Origin of the sequence: Kitasatospora albolonga (assembly GCF_039535905.1) — a bacterium.
GTDB classification, from domain to species: domain Bacteria; phylum Actinomycetota; class Actinomycetes; order Streptomycetales; family Streptomycetaceae; genus Kitasatospora; species Kitasatospora albolonga.
The window spans coordinates 79339-103062 of record NZ_BAAAYB010000150.1; the positions used below are offsets into that span (position 1 = coordinate 79339).

The 23724-nt window shown below is 73.2% G+C and carries 21 protein-coding genes; 5 read left to right on the forward strand and 16 right to left on the reverse strand.

All coding sequences use genetic code 11. The features are described from left to right. Positions 1-10 precede the first annotated feature (10 nt). The 7 genes from ABD946_RS38010 to ABD946_RS38040 are packed head-to-tail and all read right to left on the reverse strand — an operon-like array spanning position 11 to position 6418. Complete coding sequence (locus ABD946_RS38010) at positions 11-1183, reverse strand: acyl-CoA dehydrogenase family protein (RefSeq protein ID WP_345290317.1); 1173 nt, start codon at positions 1181-1183, stop codon at positions 11-13. Beyond that, a complete protein-coding gene (locus tag ABD946_RS38015; protein ID WP_345290318.1) occupies positions 1180-1914 on the reverse strand; it encodes a 4'-phosphopantetheinyl transferase family protein in 735 nt (244 codons plus the stop codon). The genes ABD946_RS38010 and ABD946_RS38015 overlap by 4 nt, the downstream gene beginning before the upstream one ends. After that, on the reverse strand, positions 1911-2645 hold the full coding sequence (locus ABD946_RS38020; protein WP_345290319.1) for a class II aldolase/adducin family protein: 735 nt from the start codon (positions 2643-2645) through the stop codon (positions 1911-1913). Before ABD946_RS38020 ends, ABD946_RS38015 begins: the two co-directional genes overlap by 4 nt. Then, complete coding sequence (locus ABD946_RS38025; protein ID WP_345290320.1) at positions 2642-3391, reverse strand: dihydrodipicolinate reductase C-terminal domain-containing protein; 750 nt, start codon at positions 3389-3391, stop codon at positions 2642-2644. The genes ABD946_RS38020 and ABD946_RS38025 overlap by 4 nt, the downstream gene beginning before the upstream one ends. Next, positions 3384-3653 carry a hypothetical protein gene (locus ABD946_RS38030; protein WP_345290321.1) on the reverse strand — a complete coding sequence of 90 codons (270 nt, stop codon included), beginning with the start codon at positions 3651-3653 and terminating at the stop codon, positions 3384-3386. Before ABD946_RS38030 ends, ABD946_RS38025 begins: the two co-directional genes overlap by 8 nt. 23 nt (positions 3654-3676) lie before the next feature. Next, positions 3677-5113 (reverse strand): class I adenylate-forming enzyme family protein, encoded by a 1437-nt coding sequence (locus tag ABD946_RS38035; protein WP_345290322.1) that lies wholly within the window; start codon positions 5111-5113, stop codon positions 3677-3679. Positions 5114-5116: 3 nt separating this feature from the next. Further along, positions 5117-6418 carry a nitroreductase family protein gene (locus tag ABD946_RS38040; protein ID WP_345290323.1) on the reverse strand — a complete coding sequence of 434 codons (1302 nt, stop codon included), beginning with the start codon at positions 6416-6418 and terminating at the stop codon, positions 5117-5119. A 448-nt stretch (positions 6419-6866) separates the two neighbouring features. Here ABD946_RS38040 and ABD946_RS38045 point away from each other — a divergent pair, with 448 nt between their 5' ends. Next, positions 6867-7700 carry a helix-turn-helix transcriptional regulator gene (locus tag ABD946_RS38045; RefSeq protein ID WP_345290324.1) on the forward strand — a complete coding sequence of 278 codons (834 nt, stop codon included), beginning with the start codon at positions 6867-6869 and terminating at the stop codon, positions 7698-7700. 287 nt (positions 7701-7987) lie between these two features. Then, positions 7988-9355 (forward strand): aminotransferase class V-fold PLP-dependent enzyme, encoded by a 1368-nt coding sequence (locus tag ABD946_RS38050; protein WP_345290325.1) that lies wholly within the window; start codon positions 7988-7990, stop codon positions 9353-9355. Between the two features lie 199 nt (positions 9356-9554). Here ABD946_RS38050 and ABD946_RS38055 read toward each other — a convergent pair whose 3' ends face one another. From ABD946_RS38055 to rfbB, 9 genes are all read right to left on the reverse strand, one after another. Next, a complete protein-coding gene (locus ABD946_RS38055; RefSeq protein WP_345290326.1) occupies positions 9555-10694 on the reverse strand; it encodes a ThiF family adenylyltransferase in 1140 nt (379 codons plus the stop codon). Between the two features lie 32 nt (positions 10695-10726). Continuing rightward, positions 10727-11773 carry a ketoacyl-ACP synthase III family protein gene (locus ABD946_RS38060; RefSeq protein ID WP_345290327.1) on the reverse strand — a complete coding sequence of 349 codons (1047 nt, stop codon included), beginning with the start codon at positions 11771-11773 and terminating at the stop codon, positions 10727-10729. A 57-nt stretch (positions 11774-11830) separates the two neighbouring features. Then, positions 11831-12598, reverse strand: coding sequence for an SDR family NAD(P)-dependent oxidoreductase (locus ABD946_RS38065; RefSeq protein ID WP_345290328.1), 768 nt, complete (start codon positions 12596-12598; stop codon positions 11831-11833). Positions 12599-12713: 115 nt separating this feature from the next. Beyond that, complete coding sequence (locus tag ABD946_RS38070; RefSeq protein WP_345290329.1) at positions 12714-14456, reverse strand: FAD-dependent monooxygenase; 1743 nt, start codon at positions 14454-14456, stop codon at positions 12714-12716. A gap of 108 nt (positions 14457-14564) precedes the next feature. Beyond that, positions 14565-15002: a VOC family protein gene (locus tag ABD946_RS38075; protein WP_345290330.1), complete on the reverse strand. Its 438-nt coding sequence runs from the start codon at positions 15000-15002 to the stop codon at positions 14565-14567. A 4-nt stretch (positions 15003-15006) separates the two neighbouring features. Then, positions 15007-16131, reverse strand: coding sequence for a nucleotide disphospho-sugar-binding domain-containing protein (locus ABD946_RS38080; protein ID WP_345290331.1), 1125 nt, complete (start codon positions 16129-16131; stop codon positions 15007-15009). Between the two features lie 66 nt (positions 16132-16197). Next, complete coding sequence (locus tag ABD946_RS38085) at positions 16198-17358, reverse strand: acyltransferase family protein (RefSeq protein WP_345290332.1); 1161 nt, start codon at positions 17356-17358, stop codon at positions 16198-16200. A 126-nt stretch (positions 17359-17484) separates the two neighbouring features. Further along, complete coding sequence (gene rfbA / locus ABD946_RS38090; protein ID WP_345290333.1) at positions 17485-18354, reverse strand: glucose-1-phosphate thymidylyltransferase RfbA; 870 nt, start codon at positions 18352-18354, stop codon at positions 17485-17487. Between the two features lie 64 nt (positions 18355-18418). Then, positions 18419-19483, reverse strand: a complete 1065-nt coding sequence (rfbB, locus tag ABD946_RS38095) for a dTDP-glucose 4,6-dehydratase (protein ID WP_380149759.1) — start codon at positions 19481-19483, stop codon at positions 18419-18421. A 718-nt stretch (positions 19484-20201) separates the two neighbouring features. On the opposite strand from rfbB, the gene ABD946_RS38100 reads away from it, so the two are divergent. The 3 genes from ABD946_RS38100 to ABD946_RS38110 all read left to right on the forward strand — a co-directional run bounded on the left by ABD946_RS38100 (position 20202) and on the right by ABD946_RS38110 (position 23665). After that, a complete protein-coding gene (locus tag ABD946_RS38100) occupies positions 20202-20954 on the forward strand; it encodes a 2,3-dihydro-2,3-dihydroxybenzoate dehydrogenase (protein WP_380149758.1) in 753 nt (250 codons plus the stop codon). Positions 20955-21022: 68 nt separating this feature from the next. After that, positions 21023-21682: an isochorismatase family protein gene (locus tag ABD946_RS38105; protein WP_345290334.1), complete on the forward strand. Its 660-nt coding sequence runs from the start codon at positions 21023-21025 to the stop codon at positions 21680-21682. Positions 21683-21685: 3 nt separating this feature from the next. Then, on the forward strand, positions 21686-23665 hold the full coding sequence (locus tag ABD946_RS38110; protein ID WP_345290335.1) for an anthranilate synthase family protein: 1980 nt from the start codon (positions 21686-21688) through the stop codon (positions 23663-23665). Positions 23666-23724 lie beyond the last annotated feature (59 nt).

Below are 23724 nucleotides of genomic sequence, written 5' to 3' on the forward strand. Positions count from 1 at the left end.
GTCCCCTCGGTCACAGCGAACGGGCGATGACGATGCGCTGGATCTGGTTGGTGCCTTCGATGATCTGGAGCAGCTTGGCCTCCCTCATCCAGCGTTCGACCGGGTGGTCCTGGACGTATCCGTAGGCGCCCAGGGCCTGCACGGCATCGGTGGTGACGCGCATCGCGGTATCGGTGGCGAACAGCTTGGCGCGGGCGGCCGCGGCGGTGACGGCGGAGGGCGCGGCCCCCCGGTCGAGGGCCTGGGCGGCCTCGCGGACCAGCGCGCGGGCGGCCGCGACCTGGGTGGACATGTCGGCGAGCATGAAGGCCAGCCCCTGGAAGTCGGCGACGGGGCGCCCGAACTGACGGCGGGTCTTGGCGTAGGCGACCGCGTAGTCCACGGCGGCCGCGGCCAGCCCCACGGCGCAGGCCGCGATGCCCAGGCGGCCGCGGTCGAACAGACCGGAGGCGATCAGGAACCCCTTGCCGGGCCGGCCGATCAGGCGCTCGGCCGGCACCTGCGCGCCGTCCAGGGCGATGGCCGCGGTGGGTGACGAGCGCGTGCCCATCTTCTTCTCCAGGCCCTGCACCACCAGGCCGTGGGTGTCGGCGGCGGTGAGCAGCACGGACAGTCCGCGCGCGCCCTCGCCCCCGGTGCGGCAGAAGATGTTGTAGAAGTCGGCCTGACCGGCGTGGCTGATCCAGGACTTGGTGCCCTGGAGCGTGTAGGCGTCCTGCGAGCGGTCCAGGCGGGCGGTGCAGGCCAGCGCCGAGATGTCGGAGCCGGCCTCGGCCTCGGAGATGCAGTTGGCGCCGAGCCGCCGGCCGCCCAGCATGTCCGGCAGCCACCGCTCGCGCTGGCGGTCGGTGCCGTAGGCGGCCAGCGGGTAACAGGACAGGACGTGGATGTTGACCGACTGGGCGACGGCGAGCCAGCGCCGGGCGAGGACCTCCAGGACGGTGAGGTACTCCTCGTAGCCCAGGCCGCCGCCGCCGTACTCGGCGGGGTAGGGCAGGCTGAGCAGCCCGGCCCGGCCGAGGGTGTCGAGGATCTCCCGCGGGAAGTGCGACTGCGCCTCGAAAGTGTCGGCGTTGGGGGCGAGTTCCTTGTCCGCCAGCTCCTCGGCCAGGGCCAGGAGCTCGCGCACCTCCTCCTTGGTCGCTGCACGGGGTCCGTCGGCGACGAGGGGTAGAGCGGTCATCGGGTCGGCGCCTCTCGGTGAGGATGGGTGTCGTGGACGGTACGGCGGGGGCCGGGGGTGCCGGCCGGCAGCGCGATGCGCAGGCGGACCCGGTGGGCGGGTCCGTCGAAGGCGAGGGCCGCGGCGCAGCCGCCCAGCGGGGGCAGCGTGCGCCAGGCGAAGTCCCGGCCGTGGCCGCGCCGGGCCAGCAAGGGCCCGGGGAACCGGCCCGGGGAACGGGTCAGACCGCGTCCGGTGGCCTTGGCGTGTGCCTCGAGGATCGTCCAGCGCCGGGCCAGGGCGGTGGGACGGCGGTCGGGCTCCAGGGCGGCCAGTTCGCGCTGCTGCTCGGGTGTGCAGCAGCGCCGCAGCAGGCCGTCGGTGACCGGGACCGGCGCCTGGAGGTCGATGCCGACGGCGCGGCCGACGGCGACGGCCACGGCGACGGTCCCGCCGCTGTGGGACAGGCTGATGCCGGTCGCCGGCCGGTCCGCCAGCACGGGCTTGCCGCGGTCGGTCAGGACGATCCGGCTGGCGGCGGCCCCCGCTTCGAGGGTGTGGCCCAGAGCCCACCGCAGCAGTCCGCGCCCGGCGGTGAACTCCCGGGCCCGGTGCGGCGGGTAGGCCGCCGCACCGGTCCGTTCGACCGCGCTGAGCAGGTGCCCGTAGCGGTCCGCGGCGGTGGCGACGTCGCAGACGGCCACCAGGATGCCGGAGGTGGCGTGGCCGCTCACCACGTGCTGATGTCTCACCACGTGCTGATGTCCGGCCAGCTGCGCCGGACCCGGCGCACGGCGTAGTCCCAGTAGGAGCGCACCGACAGGTCGGCGTAGACGAAGTCGCGCTTCAGGGCGACGTCCGTGTCGCTCGACCAGCTGTAGGGGACGCCGGTCTGTTCGGCGAGCAGTTGCAGCCGGCAGGCGCGCTCGAGGACCTGGGCGAACACGGCCGCGTGCCGCACGCTCCGGCCGATCACCACCGAGCCGTGGTTGCGCAGTAGGACGCCGTTGCCGTCGCCGAGCGCGTGGGCGATGGCCTCGCCGGTCTCCTGGTCCAGGACCGTGTTGCTGGTCAGGGTGAACAGGCCCAGGGCGTCGACGAAGTGCGCGCCGTCGTGCGAGACGGGTCGCAGCGTCAGGTCCGTGGCGCCGAACACCAGGGTGTGCGGGGCGTGGCTGTGCACGATGCCGTTGACGTCCGGGCGGGCGCGGTAGATCGCTTGGTGCAGCGGGAGTTCCGGTGGGGCCAGCGGATCGACGGGAGCCGCCGGGTCGGTGTCGGCCGCCACGATCTGGTCGGGACCCGCCTCGTCGAACCCCACCAGGGCGTTCTTGATGTAGAAGGTGTCCGAGCCGGGCATCCGCGCGGAGATCTGACCCTGGTTGAAGTCGTCGTGCCCGTCCAGGGAGAGCATCCGGGCGCCCAGGGCGATCTGCTCGGCCATCCGGGTCGGCACCCGGGCTCCGGTCGTGGTCGCCGTCACCGGACCCCCTCCGCTCGGCCGGTGGCGCGCTCCATGGCGGCCACCATGTCGTCGAACACCTCGTGGACGGTGTAGCTGCCGGGGGTGTGGCCCACGGCCCAGGTCGCGACCCCGATGGCGCCGGCCGCGGCCGCCCGGAGCGAGGTGACGTGATGGCTGATCACCAGGCTCTGCTCCGGCCAGCCCAGGCTGACGGTGTGGTCGCTGACGGCGGGCCCGTGGCGCAGCGAGGCCACGTCGGCGGGGTCGGCCCCGGTCTGCCGGGTCCACTCCCGGGCCAGCAACTCGGCCGTGGCGCTGGGCCGGTGGGCCTTGGTGACCGGGTGGCGTTCCAGCACCGCTGCCTCGGGCACGGCGCCGTCGATGCCGGCCCGCGCCATCGTCGTCACCACCTGCGCGACGCCGCGCAGGGCGCGGGTCTGCAGGTAGTTGCCCAGCGACAGGTTGGCGGCCAGCACCACCGGCACCCCGGCGGCCAGGGCTCGCAGTCGCCGCACCTGGACCTCGGGCAGCGCGGAGACGCACTCGACCAGCGGCAGTCCGAACTCGGCGCACAGGTCGGCGACTTGGCCGGTGACGGCCGGGGCGGAGCAGTCGATGACGACGTCGGCCGCGGGGCCTCGGCGCCAGGTGTCGACGGCGCGGGGCTCGTAGACCCGTACGGAGTGCCCCTCGGCCCGGGCGAGTCCGCCGACCGCCGCGGCGAGCCGGCCGGTGCCGACGATCCCCAGGACCGGCTCAGGCATCGCCGGACTCCAACTGCTGACAGACCAGGTCGACGATGCTGTCGATGGTCTCGAAGCGCTCGCTGTCCTCCTCCGGGTCCAGGTAGACACCGAGCTCGTTCTCCACGGTGTCGATCATCCGGATGTAGGCGAGGGAGGAGTAACTGACGGCCGGTAGCGACCAGTTGGCGGCGGCGAGGGCCTGCTCGGTCAGATCGCCCTCGGCGGCGCCGAGCACGATGCGCACGATGCGCGGACGGATCTGGTTCGAGGACACGGGCATGACGGCGTTCTCCTGGCGGGTCGTCACTGGGGCTGGCCAGTGGTGATGAACAGGCCGCGCAGCTGGGCCATGGCGGGTTTGCCGGTGGAGCCGCGGGGGATCTGGGGCACGACGCGGATGAGACTGGGGACCTTGTAGGCGGAGATGCGCTCGGCCAGCCGGCGGCGCCCCTCGGCCGGGTCGAAGCCGGGTTCGGCGGTGATCACGGCAGCCAGTGCGCTGCCGCCGTGCCGGTCGGGGGTCTCCAGGACGACCGCGTCGGTGACGCCGGGGACGTCGAGGAGCGCCTGGGTGACCTCGAGGGCGTCGATCTTGCGCCCGCCGACGTTGATCTTCTGGCTGGTGCGTCCGGTGAGCACCAGGCTGCCGTCGCGGAGGTAGCCGGTGTCGCCGGTGTGGTAGAAGCCGTCCTGGTCGATGCGGCCCTCAAGTACGCCGGGCGCGTTGAGGTAGCGGGTGCCCATGGACTGGCTGTGCACCTGCACCACCTCGGGTGCGGCGGCGGTACCGGCCCGCAGGCGCACGCCGGGCAGCGGCTGGCCCAGGCCCGGATCGGTCAGCGGGTCCGCGGCGAAGGTCAGCGGGCCGGCCTCCGCCACCCCGAAGTAGTTCTGCAGCGGCACGCCGGTGCGCGCCGTGAACTCGCTCCGGGTGTCGGGGCGCAGCGGCGCCGCCGAGGAGACCGCCATCCTCAGGTTCGGCGGTGCGGTGCCGTCGGCGGGGCGGCGGACCAGCGACTCGTAGAGCGCCGGGAAGCCGACCAGCCGGGTGGCGGCGGTGCTCGCGAGCAGCCGCGACACCGCGCCGCCGGTGGGCAGTCCGCTGCCCAGGTGCAGGTCGGCACCGACCAGGAAGGCGGAGAGCAGCGAGGTGTTGAAGGCCAGGCCGTTGGAGAGGGAGGCGAAGCACAGGATGCTGTCGCCGCCCGAGAGGCCGGTGCCCTCGGCCCAGTTCACCGCGGCCCGGTGCACCGCGGTGCCGGCGAACTCGATGCAGTTGGGACGGCCGGTGGAGCCGGAGGTGAACCGGCACACCTCGGTCAGGTCGTGCAGCGCGGGCGCTTCCTCCCGCGCGGGCAGGCCGGTCGCCAGCAGCGACCCCAGCGTGCCGCGCGGGGTGCCGACCTCGGGCGCGGCCGCGGCCTCGTCCTGGAGCAGCAGGTCGAGCCCGCAGTCCTGCCAGATGAGCTGCACCTCGCGCGGGCCGCTGGCCCGGTCGATCAGGAAGGGCACGCTGCCGGCCTTGAGGACGGCCAGGTAGGCAACCAGATAGGCGACCGAGTTGCCGGACTGGACGGCGACCCGGTGCCGCTCGCCGGGGCCGAGCAGAGCGCGCAGCCGGGTGGCCTGCTCGTCGGCGGCCCGGTCCAGCTCCCGGTACGTGAGCCTGGCGTGACGGTCCGTCACCTGCGCCCGGCCGCCGCCGTCGCGCAGGGCCTTGGTCATGATGTCGGCGAGCATCGGTCAGCGCCCCCCGTGGGCGTAGGCGCCCTGTAGGCGGTCGGTCTTCCGGGCGGCGGCGCCGCGCGGCCCGAGCATCGCGACGTAGAGGACCTCGTCCTGATCGGTCAGCCCGGCGAGGCGGTGCCAGGCCGCGGCGTCGAAGCCACCGATGGTGGTGATCGCCACGTCGGCGTCGGTGGCGCCCAGGTAGAGCAGGTGGGCCAGGGCCCCGGCGCGCAGCAGCGCGTGGTCGATCCCGGCCATGCCGTGCCGGAAGACCTGCTCCCGGCGGCCGTGGAAGACGACGGCGGCGGCCGTGTGACGCAGGTGCTCCTGCCCCATGCAGATCCGCACCAGGTCGTCGTCACTGCTCGTGACGCGACCGCGGGGTGCGGCGTCCTCGGTACCGGCGCGCAGGACGCGGTAGGCGCCGGGGGCCAGACCGTCCACCCGGCGGGCGACCAGCGTGGCGCCGAAGCCGTCCGCGGGCGGCAGGTCGGTGGGCAGCGGGGTGCTCATGGCGGCCAGCGCCCGCCGCAGCGCGTCGGCCGGCACCGGGCCGGGCCCGAAGTCCTTGGCGGAGCGCCGGACGGCGGCGAGCCGGGCCAACCGGGCCAGCTGGGCCGGCTGCGGCGGCGCGGCCGCCTCGGTGCCGTCCAGCAGGCTGAGCGGCGGGGTGCCCGAGGACGCGGTCGGCCCTTCGTGGCGGAATTCGGCCAGCTGTTGCCAACATCGGTACTCGAAGTGCTCGGGCCGCCGGGGCGAGCGGCGGGTGTCCCGGTGGTCGGTGCAGCTCCAGGCGCCCGGCTCGGGCGGCCGGTGGCCGGCCGGGCCGTCCAGCAGCAGCACGCTGTGCGGCAGGAGGTAGTCGTCCCCCAGGCCGAGCAGGGTGTTCAGCGGGCCGGTCGCGGCACCGGTCAGCCACTGCGCCCGGCGGTGTCCGGCCGCGGCCAGGCACAGCAGGTGGGTGCCCAGGTGCGCGGTGTCCAACTGGGCGTACAGATAACCGCGTTCGTCGTACTTGCGGATGGACAGCCAGGGCCGCACCACGAGCAGCACCAGGCTGGTGTCAGGGCCCGGCAGCGCGAGGCCGCCGTCGCACAGCGCCTTGTCCACCTCCTCGCCTTCGTGGGTGAGGTAGCAGGTGCGCCGGGCCACGTCCACGGAGAACACCCGCGGCCCGTCCGGACCGCCGGTGACCACCCGCAGTTCGTAGGGCTGCAGCGCGCCGGCCGAGGGGGCGCTGTGACCGCCGGTGGCGGAGCCTTGCGCGGAGGCCTCGAACAGGGCCAGGGCGGCGTGCAGTTCGGCGGGTACGGCCATCGGCCGCGGGCGCGGCGTGCCGTGGGGGGGCGGCGACCAGCGTCATCCGCCGCCACAGGCGCTGCGCGGTCTGCTCGGCCCGCTCGGTGCCGAGCCCGCCGGCCGGGTCGGCCAGGCCCCCCAGGGGGTGCCCTGCGGCCCGGTCGCACACCAGAGAGTCTCGATCGTTCACCGGTTTCGCTTCTCCTTTCCTGCCAAGACGGAGCGGCGTCAGCACCTGCGGCTGCCACTGACGGATGGGTCGCGCCAAGGTGTTTGCTTACGCAGAGTGAGCACTGCCGAAGACGGGGAACGGGATTTCCAATTAATCCGGTGAAATAATCTTGCCAGAGGAGATCAAAGCCGTGTAGACCATTTAGTGGCCTGGAGCGGCCATGGCCGCCGGGGGACATGCCAGCAGGGAGGCCGCGAGGTGCCGGTACAGCAGGATGAAATGGCGGGGAATGCCGTGGGAACGTTGTCGGAGCTACTGGAAAGGCAGCAGCGGGCGCTGGTCAGCGCGGCGGACTGCGCCCGGCTGCTGGAGTCCCACGTGTCCGCGCTGGCCGTGCACCGCGCCGCGGTCCCGGCCGGCCACACCGGCGACCCGGTGGAGGTCCACGACCCGGCACGGGCCCATGAGCTGCTCGACGCCGCGGTGGCGCTGGCCCGCGGTCAGATCCGCCTGATCCAGCCGTCGGTCATCGCCCGCCACCTGGTCATCGACCGCCTGGGCGGCGACTGGCGGGAGCGCGGGTCGCGGGTCAGCGTGCGCACGATCCACCAGAGCGGCCTGTTGCAGAACGCCACGGCCGTCTCCCACCTGGAGAAGCTCTCCCGGCGCGGGGTCCAGATCCGGGTGGCGCCGCTGCTGCCGTTCCGGCTGGTCGTCGTCGACGACGAGATGGCGCTGGTGTGCCTGCCGGACTCGACGCTGCTGGTGCGCCAGCCGGCCCTGCTGCAGGTCCTCATCCGGATCTTCGAGTACTGCTGGGACGACGCGCGCGACCTGCGCACCGGCGCGGCGGACGACGAGGGGCCGTGCCTGGAGGACCGGCCGGCCGGCACCGGGGCCCCGGTGAGCCTGACCGAGCAGCAGCTGGTCATCCTGCGGCTGTGGGCCAAGGGCCGCCAGGACCTGGAGATCGCCCGCGAACTGCACGTCTCCCCGCGCACCCTGCGCCGCACGGTGTCCTCGTTGCTGCGCCGACTGGGCGTGAGCAGCCGCTTCGAGGCCGGCGTCATCGCCGCGCGGACCCACCAGCTGCTGCCCGACCCGGATCCGCTGCCCCCGCACTCCTGACACCCGGCGGCCAGGGCGGCGCGCCGAGCCCTGGCCGTCAGCGGCCAACTTGCCCCCTGCCGCGCGCGGCGCGCGCTTGGCAGAATCGAGCGGTACGGGCTGCCGCGGCCCCTGACCGGGCCGGTGCTCCGGCCCGCTGCCCTGCGCGCACGGCGTGCCGTCGACCGCCGCGCATCCCCTTCTCCAGTGCCCCGCCCGCCGGCGCGCCCGCCGGATGCGCCCACCCGGTCGCACCCGCTCGCCCGCGCCCCGGCCACCCCCATCCGCCCTCCCCCCGGGAGTCCGCCATGCGTGTTGCCCGCAACGCCCCGACCATCGACGCCGTCTCGGCGCCGCCCCTGCCCGTCCTGGGAACGGACGTCATGGTGCCGCTCGTCACCGGCGACGACGTGCCCTACGCGGCCCTCGACTACGCGGCCAGTGCCCCGGCCCTGCGCAGCGTCTGGGAGGAGGTGTGCGGGTACGTGCCGTACTACGGCAGCGTGCACCGCGGCGCCGGCTACCTCTCGCAGCTGTCGACCGACCTGTACGAGGCCAGCCGCGTCACCGTGCACGAGTTCCTCGGCTGTCGCGCCGACGACGAGGTCGTCTTCACCCGCTCCACCACCGACTCGCTCAACCTGCTGGCCTCGGTGCTCCCGGCCGGCACCCAGGTCTACGTCTTCGAGACCGAGCACCACGCCGCGCTGCTGCCCTGGCGCGGCGCCGAGGTCACCGTCCTGCCCGCGCCGGCGTCGCGCCAGCAGGCGGTCGAGACCGTGGCCGAGGCGCTGGCGGGCCGCGACCCGCACCGGCCGGGCCTGGTGTGCGTCACCGGCGCCTCCAACGTGACCGGCGAGCTGTGGCCGATCGCCGAGATCACCGAGGTGGCCCACGCCGCCGGGGTGCGCGTGGTGGTGGACGCCGCGCAGCTGGTACCGCACCGCCCGGTGGACCTCGCCGAGCTGGGCGCGGACTACATCGCCTTCTCCGGCCACAAGATGTACGCGCCGTTCGGCGCCGGCGTGCTCGCCGGCCGCCCCGATTGGCTGGCCGCCGCCGAGCCCTACCTGGCGGGCGGCGGCGCCAGCCGGCTCGTCGTGCACGGCGAGCAGGGCCTGTCGGTCCAGTGGCAGCAGGGCAGCGCGCGGCACGAGGCCGGCTCGCCCAACGTCATCGGCGTGTACGCGGTGGCGGCGGCCTGCCGGGCGCTGAGCGCCGCGGGGTTCGAGACGCTGGTCGCCCGCGAGGAGGCGCTGCTGGAGCGGACGCTGACCGCGCTGGCCGGCATCCCCGAGGTGCGGGTGCTCTCCCTGCTGGGCCGGACCAGCCCCCGGGTGGGGGTGATCGGCCTCGTCGTCGACGGCTGGAACAGCTCCCACCTGGCGGCGGCGCTGTCCGCCGAGCACGGCATCGGGGTGCGCGACGGCATGTTCTGCGCCCACCCGATGGTGCGCCGCCTGCTGGGCGCCGACCCGAACCAGCCCCAGGAGTGCGCCGCCCCGGAGCCGGCCGGACCGGGCGAGCGGCCCGCCAACGCGGTGCGGATGAGCTTCGGGGCGGGGACCCCCGTGGAGCACCTGGACCGGTTCGTCGCAGCGGTGGCGGACCTGGTCGCGAACGGCGCCCGCTGGACCTACCGGACCGAGGGCGGCCGCTGCGTTCCGGTGCGCTGACGGGAACGCCGAGATGTGCGCCCGCATTGCCCGAGGAATTCGGGTGCGCGGGCGCACATTTCTTTTCGGAAAGCGACTGGTGCGCGTCGGTCGATTTCCGCCGGGAATATTGTTTGGGTAGGCCGAAGGGAGGCCGCCCGGGCGGGGTCCGGGCGGCCACGAACCAGGAAGTCGATTACGGAGCGTAGTCTCCCTGGGGTCAGTAGGTCGGCAGCGACGGGTCGATCCGCTCGGCCCAGGCGACGATGCCGCCGCCCAGGTGCGCGGTGTCCAGACGGCCGGCCCGCCTGGCCACCGCCAGCACCTCGGCGGAGCGGATCCCGGACCGGCACAGGAACACGATCCTGCGGTCGGTGGGCAGCCGCTGGACCGCGTCACCGTCCAGGAACTCGTCCTTGGGGACGAGCACCGAGCCGGGCAGGCTCACGAAGGCGTACTCGTCGGGCTCGCGCACGTCCACCAGGGCGATCGGCTCGTCGCCGTCGAGCAGTTCCTTCAGCTCCTCCACCGACAGGGTCGACTCGCGTGCCGCCACGGCCGCCTGCGGCGACAGGAGCCCGAAGAACGGCTCCGCCGCGGTCGGTTCGGCCGGCCGGTCGGTGCGCGGATCGCGGCGCAGCGGCACGGTCACGCAGGTGGCGGCCATCGCGTCGTACTTCATCACCCGGCCCACCAGCGGCTCGCCGGCGCCGGTGAGCAGCTTGAGGGCCTCGGTGGCCATGGTCACCGCCAGCCAGGACCCCACCGCCCGCAGCGCGCCGGACATGCCGCGGAAGTAGGGGGTGGGAGGCTCCGGGAACAGGTCCCGGAGGGTGGCGCCGTGGACGTCCCAGAAGACCGCCACCCGCCCGCCGGTGGCGTCCATGGACCCCCACACGTAGGGCTTGCCGGCCTGCGCGCAGACGTCGTCGGCCAGTTGACAGCGGGCCGGGTCCTCACCGGCGCAGACCACCAGGTCGTAGCCGGCGACCAGGTCCGCCGCGGTGGTCACGTCGAAGCGGCCCTCGACGACGGTGCGCACCGCCGGGTGGGTGGTGGCCAGGGCCCGGGCCCAGGCGTCGGCGCGGGTGGCCGGCTCGTCGGCCACGATGCCCAGGTGGCGGTCCCACGGGTTGAGCGGGGAACCGTCGCTGATGCCGATGGTGCCCACGCCCCAGTCGGCGAGGTGGGCGATCAGCGGTGCGCCGATCTCGTCCGCGCCGATGACCAGCACCCGGGCGGCGGCGAGCCGGCGCTGCGCCGTCATGCCGTGGCCGGCCAGGATCACCTGGTGCGCATGCCGCCGAGCCTCGTCCTCGGACAGGTCGGCAGCGGGCTCCGCGAGCGGGGGGAAGGGCATGTGTGCTCCTGTCTCGGAAGGATGACGGTCCGTCAGGACGCTTCGGCGGCGGCCCAGTCGGGCACGTTCAGGATCTCCAGCACCGCGGCGCCCCAGTTGAAGCCGTAACCGGCCCCGGCCAGCAACACGCGGTCGCCTGCGGCCAGTTGACCGGTGCGCAGCAGGTGGTCGAGGGCGGCGGCCTGGTCCCCGGAGCCCAGGTGGCTGATCTGGCGGCCGAACTCCCAGGTGGTGCGCTCGCGCTCGACGCCCATCTCGGCGAGCATGCCCCACCAGCGCACCGTCTGGCCGTTGTTGGGCATGACGAAGCGCCGGATGTCGTCGGCCTCGCACTTGGCCTCCGCCAGTGCCTGCTGGAGGCAGCCGCTGATGCCGTCGGCGATCCGCAGCGAGATCTCCTCCAGGTCGCTCAGGTGGCGGCGCATGAAGTCGGCCTTCCGCCCGCGCATGTTGAGCGGCTTGTCGCCCGCGGCCGGGGCGTCCTTGAGGGTCCGGCCGCGGTACATGCCCTCCAGCGAGGGGTCCGAGGTGAGCACGCAGGAGACGACGCGGGCGAACCCCGGGCGCCTGGTGAGCAGCATGGCGGTGCCGCCGTCGGCCATCACCGTGCCGCTCTCGGTGCGGAACCGGTCGAAGCCGGGGAGGCAGAACCGCTCGCCGGTGGTGATCAGGACGGCGGCGGTGTCCTCGCAGGCGGCCAGGAAGGCCGAGGCGAGCGAGAGGGCGGCCAGCCCCCCGTTGGACTTCTGGTCGACCTCCACGGCCGGGGCGCCGCCACCGATGGTGTGGTGCTGGATGTAGGAGGACGGGGTCCACATGTCCTGGCCCTGGAAGTACGCGCTGGCGTGCAGCAGCAGCCGGACGTCCGCCGGGTCGGCCTCGGAGCGTTCCAGCGCCTGGCGCACGGCCGCGACCGCGAGGTCGGGGGCGTGGTCGTCCTCGGAGACGGTCACGCCCAGCAGGCCGTTGGCGATGTGCTCGGACGCGGCGTACCGGCCGTCGGCTGCCGCCTCGGCGAGGTCGAGCCTGCGACCGAGCCGTACACCGATGCTGTCGAGGTAGATGTCGTTGGCGAGCATGTCCAGACCTTCCGTCGGCGGTGGGGGCGATGGGACGGGGCGTTCAGTGGTGGGGCATCACAGGTAGGCACCCCCGGTGGCCTTCAGGCACTCGCCGGTCACCCAGCGGGACTGCTCGGAGGCCAGGAACGCGACGACGTCGGCGACGTCGCCCGGCTGGCCGAGCCGGCCGAAGACCGTCCTGGCCGCCGCCTCCGCGGCCTCCTCGGGGTGTTCGCGCAGCCTGGCGCGGTGCAGGTCGGTCTCGATCAGTCCGGGGGCGACCGTGTTGACGGTGATGCCGGAGGGTCCGAGCTGCGCGGCGAGCGAGCGGCTGAACGCCTCCAGCGCGCCCTTGCTCATGGCGTAGCCCAGGACGTGCGGGTGGGCGACCTGATGGGCCACGGAGGACACGTTGACGATCCGGCCGCCCTCGCCCATCAGCGGCAGGAGCCGCTGCGCGACGAAGAGCGGGGACTTGACGTTGATCTCGAACACCCGGTCGAGGTCCTGGGGCGTGATGGTGGTGATGTCGGCGCGGCAGCCGATGCCCGCGTTGTTGACCAGGACGTCCAGCCGGGCCGCGCCGGTGTGCTCGCGCAGGCCCGCCTCGACGCCGGCGGCCAGGGTCTCGACGGCGCCCGGGGTGCCCAGTTCGGCCCGCACCGGGAAGGCGTTGCCGCCGGCGGAGCGCACCGCGGCCACGGCCCGGGCGGCGGAGTCGTCGTCGCGTCCGTAGTGGACGGCCACCGTCGCGCCCATGGCGCCCAGGCGTTCGGCGATGGCCCGTCCGATGCCCCGTCCGGCGCCGGTGACCAGCGCGGTCCGCGGTGCGGGACCACTCATGGCTTTCCCCCTCGAAGAGTCGTACGTGGCACAGATGAAGAGCACTGCCCGGGCGGCGACCACCGTGCCCGGCCGGTGCCGGGGTGCGGCCCGGCCGGGGACCGGCGGGTGACCGTCACGCGGGCCGGCCGCTCCCGCGCGGTGCTCGCGCGCGGTCCAGGAGCGCGGTCAGGACCTCCGCCAGTTCGGCCTCGGGATCGGCCGCCGGCGCCCGGGTCCGCCAGCCGACGAAACCGTCGGGGCGGACCAGCAGCGCGCCGCCGTCCTCGATGCCGACGGCGGCCGCCCAACTCGGGACGGACTCCACGGCCGCCTCGACGAGGTGGGCGTCGACCGGGACGCCGAGCCGGGACGCCACCTCGGCCGCTGCCTTCGGCCATGCCGCTCCGTCCGGTCCGGCGAGCAGCGTGAAGCGGTAGTCGACCAGGTCCAGCGTGGAGCGCGTCCGCCCGCCCGGAGCCAGCCAGTGGTGCGGCAGCCGGGAGCCGGGCGAGCCGTCCAGGTCGGGCTCGACGTCCTCCGTGGAGGGCAGCGCCGCGACCGGGCCGATCACCGCGCCGGAGTCGTAGCGGTAGCCGAGGTGGATCACCGGTGCGTTGACCGCACCGGCCGAGGCGCGGTGACGGCGGCCCTGCTCCCCGGTCTGCCAGTGCAGGGACGGGTCCTCCAGCCGCAGCATCGACTGCTGGAGCGCGGTGGCGGCGACCGGGCGGCGCTCCTGCTCGTAGCTGTCCAGCAGGGCCTCTCCGGCCTGTCCGCCGAGCACGTAGGCCAGCTTCCAGGCCAGGTTGTGGGCGTCGGCCGCACCGGTGTTCATGCCGAAGGCACCCACCGGGGGAATGACGTGCGCGGCGTCCCCGGCGAGGAAGACCCGACCGTCCCGGAACCGGTCGGCGAGCGCCCCGCGCACCTGCCAGGGCAGGATGCTCACCACCTCGAGGGGCAGGTCCTCGCGGCCGACGGCGGCCCTGATCCGCTCGGCGCACCGCTGCGGGGTGAAGTCGTCCGAGGTGAGGCCGGCGTCCCGCGGATAGCGGAAGGCGTAGATCCACTCGCGGTCGCCGTCGACGGGCAGCAGGCCGCCCGCCGCCTCGGGGGTGGTGATGTCGCAGACGGTGAACGGCCGGCCGCCGGTGAACTCGCCGAGGTCCGCGTGGAAGAGCACGCTGATCAGCGGGTCGCCGATGACGCCCGGGCCGCTGGTGCCGATGCCCAGGCTCTCGCGGACGCCACTGCGGGCGCCGTCCGCGGCCACCAGGTAGCGAGCCCGGACCTCGACGGGGCCGTCGGGGCCGGTCAGCTGCGCGGTGACCCGTGCGTCGTCCTGGGCGAAGGCGACCATCTCGGTACCGAACTCGATCCGCGCACCCGCGCCGCGCGCCGCGGCGGTGATCACCTTGTCCAGGCGGCCCTGGGGGCAGGTGCCGCGCAGGTGGCGCGGCGTCACGTCGCGGAACGCGTCGGTGCGGGGCGGGGCCTGTGCGGACAGGGCCTCCAGGTCGGCCTCCGCCAGGGTGGGGGTGGCGAACATCTGGAGGTCACCGCCCCGCATGTCCATGCACTCGGCGTCGACGGCGTCGGCGATGCCGGCCGTGTGCAGCAGTTCCACGGTGCGTGGCCCGATGCCCATGGCCCGCGGGTGCGCCAGCGGTGCCGGGTGCCGCTCGGCGACGAGGGTGCGCACCCCCATGCGGGCGAGGAACAGGGCGGTGAAGAGACCCACCGTACTGCCCCCGACCACCAGCACGTCGGTGTCCAGGGCCTCGGTGGCCGGGGTCCCCTCGTCCGGGGTCCCCTCGTCCGGGGTCCCGTCGTCCGGGGTCCCCTCGTCCGGGGCATCGATGTCGCTGCTCAGCATTGCTTCGGCTCTCCTCGTCCGGGCCGGCACGGGTCTTGCGGGATCAACAACGACAGGCGGATGCCGCCCCGGTCACGGCCGGGGCGGCACGGTGCGGAGCGGCGCCGGTCAGGCGTCGAAGGGCGGCATCGCCGGGCCCCCGGGGTCCCAGGCGGCCAGGAAGCGGTCCTGCCGGGAGACGTCCATCATCTCGAGGCTCACGCCCAGGCTCTCCAGCCGGTGGTAGCTGTAGGGACGCCCCAGCGGGCAGGCGTCGAACTCCGGGACGAAGCCGTCCTCGGACAGGCGGGCCGCACTCTTCGTCACATCGGCGGTCCAGAGGCCCAGATGGTGGCAGCGGGCACCCAGGCTGGAGTCCCAGGGGCTGCCGGGCGGGCCCTGCACCAGCTCGGTGTAGGGCGCCCCGCCGCGGGTGAAGGCCAGGCGGTACTCCCACGGCCCGAGCGAGTCCTCCAGGATGCCGGACCACTGGGCGCCGACGGTCCGGGTGAGGTCCGCCATCGCCGCCTCGATGTCGGGGACCACGAAGCACACGTGATAGAACACCGCGTCACACCAGCTTCTCGATCAGGCCGAGCACCTCTTGGGGGGTCGGCATGGCGTTGGCCTCCTCGGCCAAGTCCCGGGCACGCTCCCGGTAGTGACGGTTCGTCAGCAGGTCGCACGCCGCGTCCGCCAGTGCCTCGGGGGTGTCGTCGCCGGGCAGGATCACCCGGGCCGCACCGTAGGCCGCCAGCCGCTGCGAAGGAGCCACCAGCTTGGGCATGTTGGGGACCACCAGCTGGGGGATGCCGTACACCATGCCGGTCAGGGCGGTGCCACCGCCGGCGTGGTGGACCAGCAGGTCGCAGGAGCGGGCGACGGTGTCGAACGGCAGCCAGCCGACCCGCATGCCGGTGGCCTCGCTCAGCTGCCCGGCCACCGCCGGCGGCGCGCTGACCAGGATCTCGGCGTCCAACCTCTTGAGCCCGACCGCCAGTTGAACCAGGTAGTCGAAGAAGTAGCCGGGCGCGGTCTTGGTGCCCGCGGTGACCCCGATCCGGGGCGCGGAGCCCTTGCTGTACATCCACGGTTCGAGCGGCGGCTGCAGGTTGCAGGGGATCCACCGCATGGACGTCCCCTGGAGTGCCTCGGGGTCGCGCACGCTGGGCGGGCACACGTCGATCCACAGGTCGCTGCCGGGGATGCCCGCCAGGCCGAGCGCGTCGAGTTCGGGGCGCATCTCCACCGCTGCGGCCTCGTCCACGACCAGCGGCTCGCCGGAGTCCCAGGAGTGCCGCACGAACGGCACGCCGATCCTGGCGGCCAGGACCGCCGCCGAGTAGTGCAGGGTGCCACCGACGATCACGTCGGGCCGCCAGCGGCGGGCCAGCTCGAGCAGCGGCTCCTGGTAGGCGGCGGCCATCCGGCCGAAGGCATGGCCGATGGCCCGGATCGCCAGGTCGGGGTCCTCGGGCATCGCCAGCGGAGTGCCGGCGCGGTCGTGGTAGATGTGGTGCCGGATCGGCACGTCGGACACGCAGACGGCGGGCAGCCCGGCTCCGGTGACGGACTCCATCGTCTCCTCGTTGGAGGCGACCAGTACCTCGTGCCCGGCGTTCCGGGCCGCCGTCGCCAGGGGGGTGAGTGCGTACACCGTGGCCGGGCTGCCGCCGGTGACAAAGAGCATGCGCATGACACAGGCCTCGCTGGAATGGTGGGGGCGGGAATTGCGGGGTACGGGCGTGCCGGCCGTCGCGGCTCAGCGGCCCAGGGAACTGCCGGCCTCCGCCGGGACGACGGGGCGCGGCCGCGGACGGCCGAACCACCGCACCAGGGGCGTCTCGAACCACCGGTGGATCGCCAGGGCCAGCGCCAGGCTCACCACGAGGGTGAGCAGTGACACCACCACGCCCTGGCCCGTCGACGGCGCGCGGTGCGCGCGGACCAGCAGCTCGCCGGCGTACTCCAGGACGATGCCGTGGATCAGGTAGAAGGCGAACGAGGCCTCACCCAGCCGACGCATCACGGGCGCCGCGAGCGGCGTGCCGGCGCCGGCACTGTCCGCCTGGGCCAGGGAGGCGACGAACAGGGCCAGCGGCACCACGGTCACCGCGGCCACCGTGAACAGCATGGGCGTGTAGAGCCCCAGCACGTACGCGGCCACCACGAGCAGCCCGGTCGAGGCGGGACGCGGCGCGATCCACCGGCCGGACTGGACGATGCGCGCCGTCAGGATGCCGAGGGCGAACTCCAGCAGCCGGACCGGCGGGAAGACGTAGACGAGCCACAGCCGTTCGATCGACACGCCGTCCAGCCAGGACCCGGTCACAGGCAGGGTCTGACCGGCCGGCAGCAGGGCGGCGACCAGCGGCATCAGCATCACGGCGGCCGCGACACCGCCCGCCCACCACCACAGCCGCCGGGCGGGAATCCGGCGCAGCAACGGGAGCAGCACCGGGAAGAGCACGTAGAAGAGCAGCTCGCAGGAGAGCGACCAGCTCGCCCCGTTGACGCTCAGGAAGACCATCGGGTCCGAGGACCAGGCCTGGAGCAGCAGCAGGTTGAGCAGCGCGGTGCCCAGCGGCGTGAAGGCCGACGCGTAGACGGCCATCGCCAGGGCGTAGGTGAGCAGGTGGTTGGGGAAGATCTTCACCAGTCGGCGCCGCAGGACGCCGCCGTAGGTGTCCGCGGGCCGGACCGACCAGGTCAGTACGAAGCCGCTGAGGACGAAGAAGAACGAGACCCCGATCGTACCGGCGGTCTTGGTGGCCGCCATCAGCCCGGTGGCCGGCGCGGAACCGGCCACAAAGAATCCACTGGTCGCCAGATGGCAGAAAAATACCAGTCCGGCGGCCAGGAACCGCGCACCGGTGAGGGAATCGAGGCGCCGTCTTCCCGAGGCGCCCACCACTTCCTGCATGGGTAATCCTTCGTTTTCATTGTCGAGCCGTCGGTCCGGGAATTCGAGGCGGCGGGTACACATGCGTCGTCAACCGGTCCGGTATTCCACGGAAAGGCGGTCCGGTTTTCTGGAAAGGGCGGCGGGTCAGGCTTTCAGGAGGGAACGGACGTGCCGGCCGTACATGGTTCCGGGCGGGAGCCCTTCGGCGAGCCTGGCCAATTGCCTCCGGTCGATGTAACCCATTCGGTAGGCCGTCTCCTCCAGGCAGGCGATTTGCATTCCCTGCCGCTTCTGGAGGACCTGGACGTACTGGCTCGCCTCCAGGAGGCTGTCGTGGGTGCCGGCGTCGAGCCAGGCGATGCCCCGGCCGAGCTGGACGATCCGCCCGCGCCCCTGCTCGACCAGCAGCCGGTTGATGTCGGTGATCTCCAGCTCCCCGCGGGCGGACGGGGTGATCTTCTCGGCGTAGCTGAGGGCGTCGTTGCTGTACATGTAGAGGCCGGTGACCGCGATGTTGGAGGGCGGGTCGGCCGGCTTCTCCACGATGTCGACCAGTTCGCCGCCCCGCCCGAGGACGGCCACGCCGTAACGCTCGGGGTCGGAGACGGGATAGCCGAAGACGGCGCAGCCGTCCAGGGTCCGGGCCGCCTCGCGCAGCTGGCCGGGCAGGCCCTGCCCGTAGAAGATGTTGTCCCCGAGGATGAGGCAGACGTCCTCGTCGCCGGCGAACTCCCGGCCGATCACGAGGGCTTCGCCGATCCCGCGGGGCTCGTCCTGGACCGCGTACTGCAGGTCCAGGCCCAGATGGCGGCCGTCGCCCAGCAGCGAGCGGAAGGCTTCCAGGTGGGCCGCGCTGCTGATGATCAGGATCTCCCGCATGCCGGCCAGCATCAGCACCGACAGCGGGTAGTAGACCAGCGGCTTGTCGTAAACCGGCAGCAGCTGCTTGGAGTTGATGAGAGTCAGCGGCAGCAGCCGGCTGCCGGAGCCCCCGGCCAGCAGTATTCCGCGCATGGGAGGAGTGGTTCCTTAGCTCGGGGCGGAAGGACGCGGTCTGCCGCGGTCCGTCCCGCCGGGCTCATGGCAGGGTGGCCCGCGCGGCGGCGCCGGGACGACCCGCCGGTTCCGGCAGCAGGGGACGCCACCACTGCGGGTTGTCCTGGTACCAGCGGACCGTGGCGGGAAGGCCGGTGCTGAGCGGCACGCGCGCCCGGTAGCCCAGTTCCTCGCGGGCCTTGCGGTCGTCGAGCGAGTAGCGCAGGTCGTGGCCCTTGCGGTCGGCCACCTCGCGCACCAGCGACCAGTCGGCACCGCCGACGGCCAGCAGCCGCTCGGCGAGCTGGCGGTTGGTCAGTTCGGTGCCGCCACCCAGGTTGTAGACCTCGCCGGCCCGTCCCCGGGTGCGCACCAGCTCGATGCCCCGGCAGTGGTCCGTCACGTGCAGCCAGTCGCGCACGTTGCGCCCGTCGCCGTACAGCGGCACGGTCAGGCCGTCGATGATGCGGGTGAGGAAGAGCGGGATGACCTTCTCCGGGTACTGCATCGGCCCGTAGTTGTTGGAGCAGCGGGTGATGCTGGCGTTGAGCCCGTGGGTGCGCTGGCAGGCGAGGACCAGAAGGTCGGAGGAGGCCTTGGAGGCGGCGTAGGGCGAGTTCGGGCTCAGTGGACTCGACTCGTCCCACGACCCGCTCGCGATCGACCCGTAGACCTCGTCGGTCGACACGTGCACGAAGCGGCTCACGCCGTGGCGCAGCGCGGCGTCCAGCAGTGTCTGGGTGCCCAGCACGTTGGTGCGCACGAAGGCGCCGCTGTCCTCGATGGAGCGGTCCACGTGGGACTCCGCCGCGAAGTGCACGACCTCGTCGGCGTCCCGCATGACCTCGTCCACCACGGCCGGGTCGCAGATGTCACCCCGGCGGAACCGCAGCCGCGGATCGGCGGCGAGGTCGCTCAGGTTGGCTCGGTTTCCCGCGTAGGTGAGCTTGTCCAGAACTGTCACGGAGAGCCGTTCGGCCCCGGAAAGCAATAGCCGCACGTAATGGGATCCGATAAACCCGGCACCACCTGTGACGACGATGCGGCGATGCGGTCCGGCTGACCCTTTCCCGCCGGACCTCAACGGTGGCGGTAACTCCACGTTCATACGGTACCCCCATCGGGCAGTAGGGAGGTCAGATGTGGTGCGTCCCGAACCTAATACCTCTAGACGCGGTTTGTAAACCCGCGATCGGAGGCGCTCGGAGCGACTCACGCGACAGCCCGCCGCATAATTTGGCCATACGATAGAAAACGGACACATCGGGACGATCCGAGCTCTTGACCACCGCGCATCACGCTCTATAGGTTGCAAATCGCTGTGGACTTCGCCGGCGTCCGCTCGCACACGAATTCACCAGAGATTCCACAGGACCTTCACACAGTCAACCGGCCCGACGCGGCCGGGGATCCCGGACTCACCCCGCCCTCGCGTCCGCTCCACCCCGACGGCCCGGCCGACCGGGGCGGCCGAGGACGGCAGGGGACGGTGGACCGCCCGCGCGACCCCCACAGGCGGGTGGCCCGCGTTCTGGCATTCGGCGCAGGGTCCGCCACCAAGGGGATTATGGCATGGCCGCGTCATTCGTGTCGGGATGATCGGGTCGCCCCAGGCGAACCCGCCGACCCGCTCCCGCCCCGCTGCCCCGACCACCTGGACGAGGGTCCCCGCAGCACGACCGCGCGCCCCGGCCCACACCGGCGCCGGTCCGTCGGGGTGCCCGCTCCCCGCCCGCCCGACGCTCACGCCCCACCAACCAGCAGCCGTATCCGCCCCGCGATGGGAGACGATCATAGACAGGGAACACGCCGGCAAGGTCGCGCTGGTGACCGGCGCCGCAGGAGGCATCGGCCGATGCGTCGCGCGCACCCTGGCCCGTTCGGGTGCCCAGGTGGCCGCTCTGGACCTGGGCGGAGACGCCCTCGAGGTACTGGAGCGCGACGTCGCCGCCGAGGGTCTGTCCGTGACGGCCTTCGCCGCGGACGTGACCTCCACGAGCGCGGTCGAGGAGACCGTCGCCGCCGTCGAGAAGGAGCTCGGTCCCGTCGAACTGCTGGTCAACGCCGCCGGCGTGCTGCGGGCCCGCTCGGCGCTGTCGCTCACCGAGGAGGACTGGGAGCACACCTTCGCCGTCAACGCCGGCGGGGTCTACCGCGTGTCCAGAGCCGTCGCGCACCGCATGGTCGAGAACGACATCCGCGGCGCGATCGTCACCGTCGCCTCCAACGCCGCCGGAGTCCCCCGGATGGGCATGGCCGCCTACGGGGCCTCCAAGGCCGCGGCCATCGCCTACACCAAGTCCCTCGGCCTGGAGCTGGCGCAACACGGCATCCGCTGCAACGTGGTGTGCCCCGGCTCGACCGACACCGCGATGCTGCGCTCCCTGTGGACCGACGAGTCCGGCCCGGCCGACTCCCTCAACGGCGTGCTGGAGCAGTACCGCGTGGGAATCCCGCTGGGCCGCTTCGCCACCCCGCAGAACGTCGCCGACGCCGTCGCGTTCCTGCTCTCCGACCGAGCCGGCCAGATCACCCTGCACGACCTGTACGTCGACGGCGGTGCCGCGCTCGGCCGCTGACGCTCACCCGGCCGGCCCCGCCCCGCAGCGGCCGCGCCGCGCCGCCCCACCTCCTGGAGGACACCCCCATGGCCATCCCTGGCATCGCCCCCTACCCCCTGCCCACCGAGCGGTCACTGCCCGCCAACACCGCCCCGTGGATCCCCGACCCGCGCCGCGCCGCCCTGCTCGTGCACGACATGCAGCGCTACTTCGTGGCGCCCTTCACGACCGGCCACGAACCCGTCACCGGACTGCTGAACAACAGCCGACGCCTGGTCGAACGATGTCGGCAGTCGGGCATGCCCGTCACCTACACCGCGCAGCCGGGTGGCATGAGCGACCAGGAACGCGGTCTGCTCAAGGACTTCTGGGGCCCGGGCATGCGCACCAGCCCGGAGGACCGCCGGATCGTCGACGACGTGGCCCCCGACGACGACGGCAAAATCTTCACCAAATGGCGCTACAGCGCCTTCCACGGCAACGACCTGCTCGACCACCTGCGCGCCGCCGGGCGCGACCAGCTCGTCATCTGCGGCGTCTACGCCCACGTGGGCTGCCTGATGACGGCCGTCGACGCCTTCACCCACGACATCGAGACGTTCCTGGTCGCGGACGCCGTCGCGGACTTCTCCGCCGAACGGCACGCCTGGGCGCTGGAGTACGCGGCGGCCCGCTGCGCCGTCGTCATGACCACCGATCAGCTGCTGGAGCACGTCGGGCAGCCCGGACTCGTCGGGCAGGTCTGACCCATGGTCCCCGACCGGAGCGGATTCGCCGGGCTCCTCGAACGCGTCCTCGGCCCCTGCCCGCCCGCCTTCGCGCTGCTGCACCGCCCCGACGCGGTCGGCCACCGCGTCGAACTGCTCACCGGCGACATCAGCGAGGTCCAGCGGATCGCCGACGTCCCGCTGCCGCCACTCGGCCAGGGCCCGCCCGGACCGCGCCACGAGAGCCTGGTGCTGTTGCCCTACCGGCAGTTACGCGAACGGGACTTCGCCTGCCACGACGACGGGACCCCGCTGCTCGCCATGACCGTCGCGGAGCAGCACACCTGCCCGCTGGACCGGGCCCTCGAGCTGCTGCCCGACGAACCCGTCGAACTCACCGACCCGGGCTTCGACATCGACGACGACGAGTACGCCTCGATCGTCCGGCGGGTGCTCACCGAGGAGATCGGCACCGGGGCGGGAGCCAACTTCGTGATCAAGCGGGCCTTCACCGCCCGCATCCACAACTGGTCCGCCCGTACCGCGCTGAGCCTGTTCCGCCGGCTCCTGCGGGGCGAGCGCGGCGCCTACTGGACCTTCCTCGTCCACACCGGGGAGCGCACCCTCGTCGGTGCCACCCCCGAGCGCCACGTCAGTCTCTTCGACCGGACCGTTGTGATGAACCCGATCAGCGGCACCCTGCGCCACCCGCCGCAGGGCCCCACCCTGACCGAGGTGCTGGAATTCCTCGCCGACCCCAAGGAGGCCGGCGAGCTGTACATGGTGGTGGACGAGGAACTCAAGATGATGGCCCGGATCTGCGAGGGCGGCGGACGGGTCGTGGGCCCCTACCTCAAGCAGATGGCCACCCTCGCACACACCGAGTACCTGATCCAGGGTCACAGCTCCCACGACGTGCGGGAGATCCTGCGCGAGACGATGTTCGCCCCCACCGTGATCGGCAGCCCGCTGGAGAACGCCTGCCGGGTCATCCACAGCCACGAACCGCGCGGACGCGGCTACTACAGCGGTGCCGCCGCGCTGATCAGCCGTGACATCAACGGCGGCCGGTCGCTGGACTCCGCCATCCTGCTGCGCACCGCCGACATCACCGCCGGGCGCCTCGAACTGGGCGTCGGCGCCACCCTGGTACGCGACTCCGACCCGCTCTCCGAGGCCGCCGAGACCCATGCCAAGGCCCGCGGCATGCTCCGTGCCCTCGGCGCCGCGCCGACCGGCCCCGAGACCGCCGCGCCCGGCGACCTCAACGACCACCCACGCGTCCGCCAAGCCCTCACCGCCCGCAACAGCCGCCTGGCCGCGTTCTGGCTCGACCCGGCGCTCCGGCCGGCCGAATCGCCGGACCTCCGGGTGGCGGAGGGCAGGCGGGCCCTGATCGTCGATGCCGAGGACACCTTCACCGGCATGATCGCCCAGCAGCTCCGGGCCCTCGGGCTGACGGTCGACGTGCGCCGCTTCGACCAGGACCACTCCGCCGACGGCTACGACCTCGTGGTGATGGGACCGGGCCCGGGCGACCCGTGCGACACCGGCGACCCCCGCATCGCCACCCTGCGCGGCACCATCGCGCGGCTGCTGGCGGACGGCACCCCCTTCCTCGCCGTCTGCCTCAGCCACCAGGTCCTGGGCACCCTCCTCGACCTGCCCGTCGTCCGGCGCAGCCGCCCCAACCAGGGCGTGCAGAAGGAGATCGACTTCTTCGGCCGCCGGGTGCTGGTGGGCTTCTACAACACCTTCGCCCTGCACGCCGCCGACGACGTGCTGCACCACGACGCGCTCCCCGGTCCTGTCGCGGTCTGCCGCGATCCCGGGACCGGCCAGGTGCACGGCCTGCGCGGGCCGGCCTTCGCGTCGCTCCAGTTCCACGCCGAGTCCGTGCTCAGCCGCGACGGCCTGACCGTCCTGGCCGACCTGGTCGCCGACCTGACCGGAGACCTGACCCGAGACCGACCGGAGCGCCGGGCCGGCGGATCCGCCCGCCTGACCGGAGCCGTCGGCTGACCGGTCCGGTCCAGCTCGCACACGCCACAACTGACGCACCGTCATTTCCGCACGAACAC

What these genes read in the sequence shown, in the direction of transcription:
- ABD946_RS38010 (WP_345290317.1), bottom strand. Translation starts at nt 1,183, where the DNA reads ATGACCGCTCTACCCCTCGTCGCCGACGGACCCCGTGCAGCGACCAAG.
- ABD946_RS38105 (WP_345290334.1), top strand. Translation starts at nt 21,023, where the DNA reads ATGGCCATCCCTGGCATCGCCCCCTACCCCCTGCCCACCGAGCGGTCA.
- rfbB (WP_380149759.1), bottom strand. Translation starts at nt 19,483, where the DNA reads ATGAACGTGGAGTTACCGCCACCGTTGAGGTCCGGCGGGAAAGGGTCA.
- ABD946_RS38040 (WP_345290323.1), bottom strand. Translation starts at nt 6,418, where the DNA reads ATGGCCGTACCCGCCGAACTGCACGCCGCCCTGGCCCTGTTCGAGGCC.
- ABD946_RS38065 (WP_345290328.1), bottom strand. Translation starts at nt 12,598, where the DNA reads ATGAGTGGTCCCGCACCGCGGACCGCGCTGGTCACCGGCGCCGGACGG.
- ABD946_RS38035 (WP_345290322.1), bottom strand. Translation starts at nt 5,113, where the DNA reads ATGCTCGCCGACATCATGACCAAGGCCCTGCGCGACGGCGGCGGCCGG.
- ABD946_RS38110 (WP_345290335.1), top strand. Translation starts at nt 21,686, where the DNA reads ATGGTCCCCGACCGGAGCGGATTCGCCGGGCTCCTCGAACGCGTCCTC.
- ABD946_RS38080 (WP_345290331.1), bottom strand. Translation starts at nt 16,131, where the DNA reads ATGCGCATGCTCTTTGTCACCGGCGGCAGCCCGGCCACGGTGTACGCA.
- ABD946_RS38085 (WP_345290332.1), bottom strand. Translation starts at nt 17,358, where the DNA reads ATGCAGGAAGTGGTGGGCGCCTCGGGAAGACGGCGCCTCGATTCCCTC.
- ABD946_RS38030 (WP_345290321.1), bottom strand. Translation starts at nt 3,653, where the DNA reads ATGCCCGTGTCCTCGAACCAGATCCGTCCGCGCATCGTGCGCATCGTG.
- rfbA (WP_345290333.1), bottom strand. Translation starts at nt 18,354, where the DNA reads ATGCGCGGAATACTGCTGGCCGGGGGCTCCGGCAGCCGGCTGCTGCCG.
- ABD946_RS38055 (WP_345290326.1), bottom strand. Translation starts at nt 10,694, where the DNA reads ATGCCCTTCCCCCCGCTCGCGGAGCCCGCTGCCGACCTGTCCGAGGAC.
- ABD946_RS38050 (WP_345290325.1), top strand. Translation starts at nt 7,988, where the DNA reads ATGCGTGTTGCCCGCAACGCCCCGACCATCGACGCCGTCTCGGCGCCG.
- ABD946_RS38060 (WP_345290327.1), bottom strand. Translation starts at nt 11,773, where the DNA reads ATGCTCGCCAACGACATCTACCTCGACAGCATCGGTGTACGGCTCGGT.
- ABD946_RS38025 (WP_345290320.1), bottom strand. Translation starts at nt 3,391, where the DNA reads ATGCCTGAGCCGGTCCTGGGGATCGTCGGCACCGGCCGGCTCGCCGCG.
- ABD946_RS38070 (WP_345290329.1), bottom strand. Translation starts at nt 14,456, where the DNA reads ATGCTGAGCAGCGACATCGATGCCCCGGACGAGGGGACCCCGGACGAC.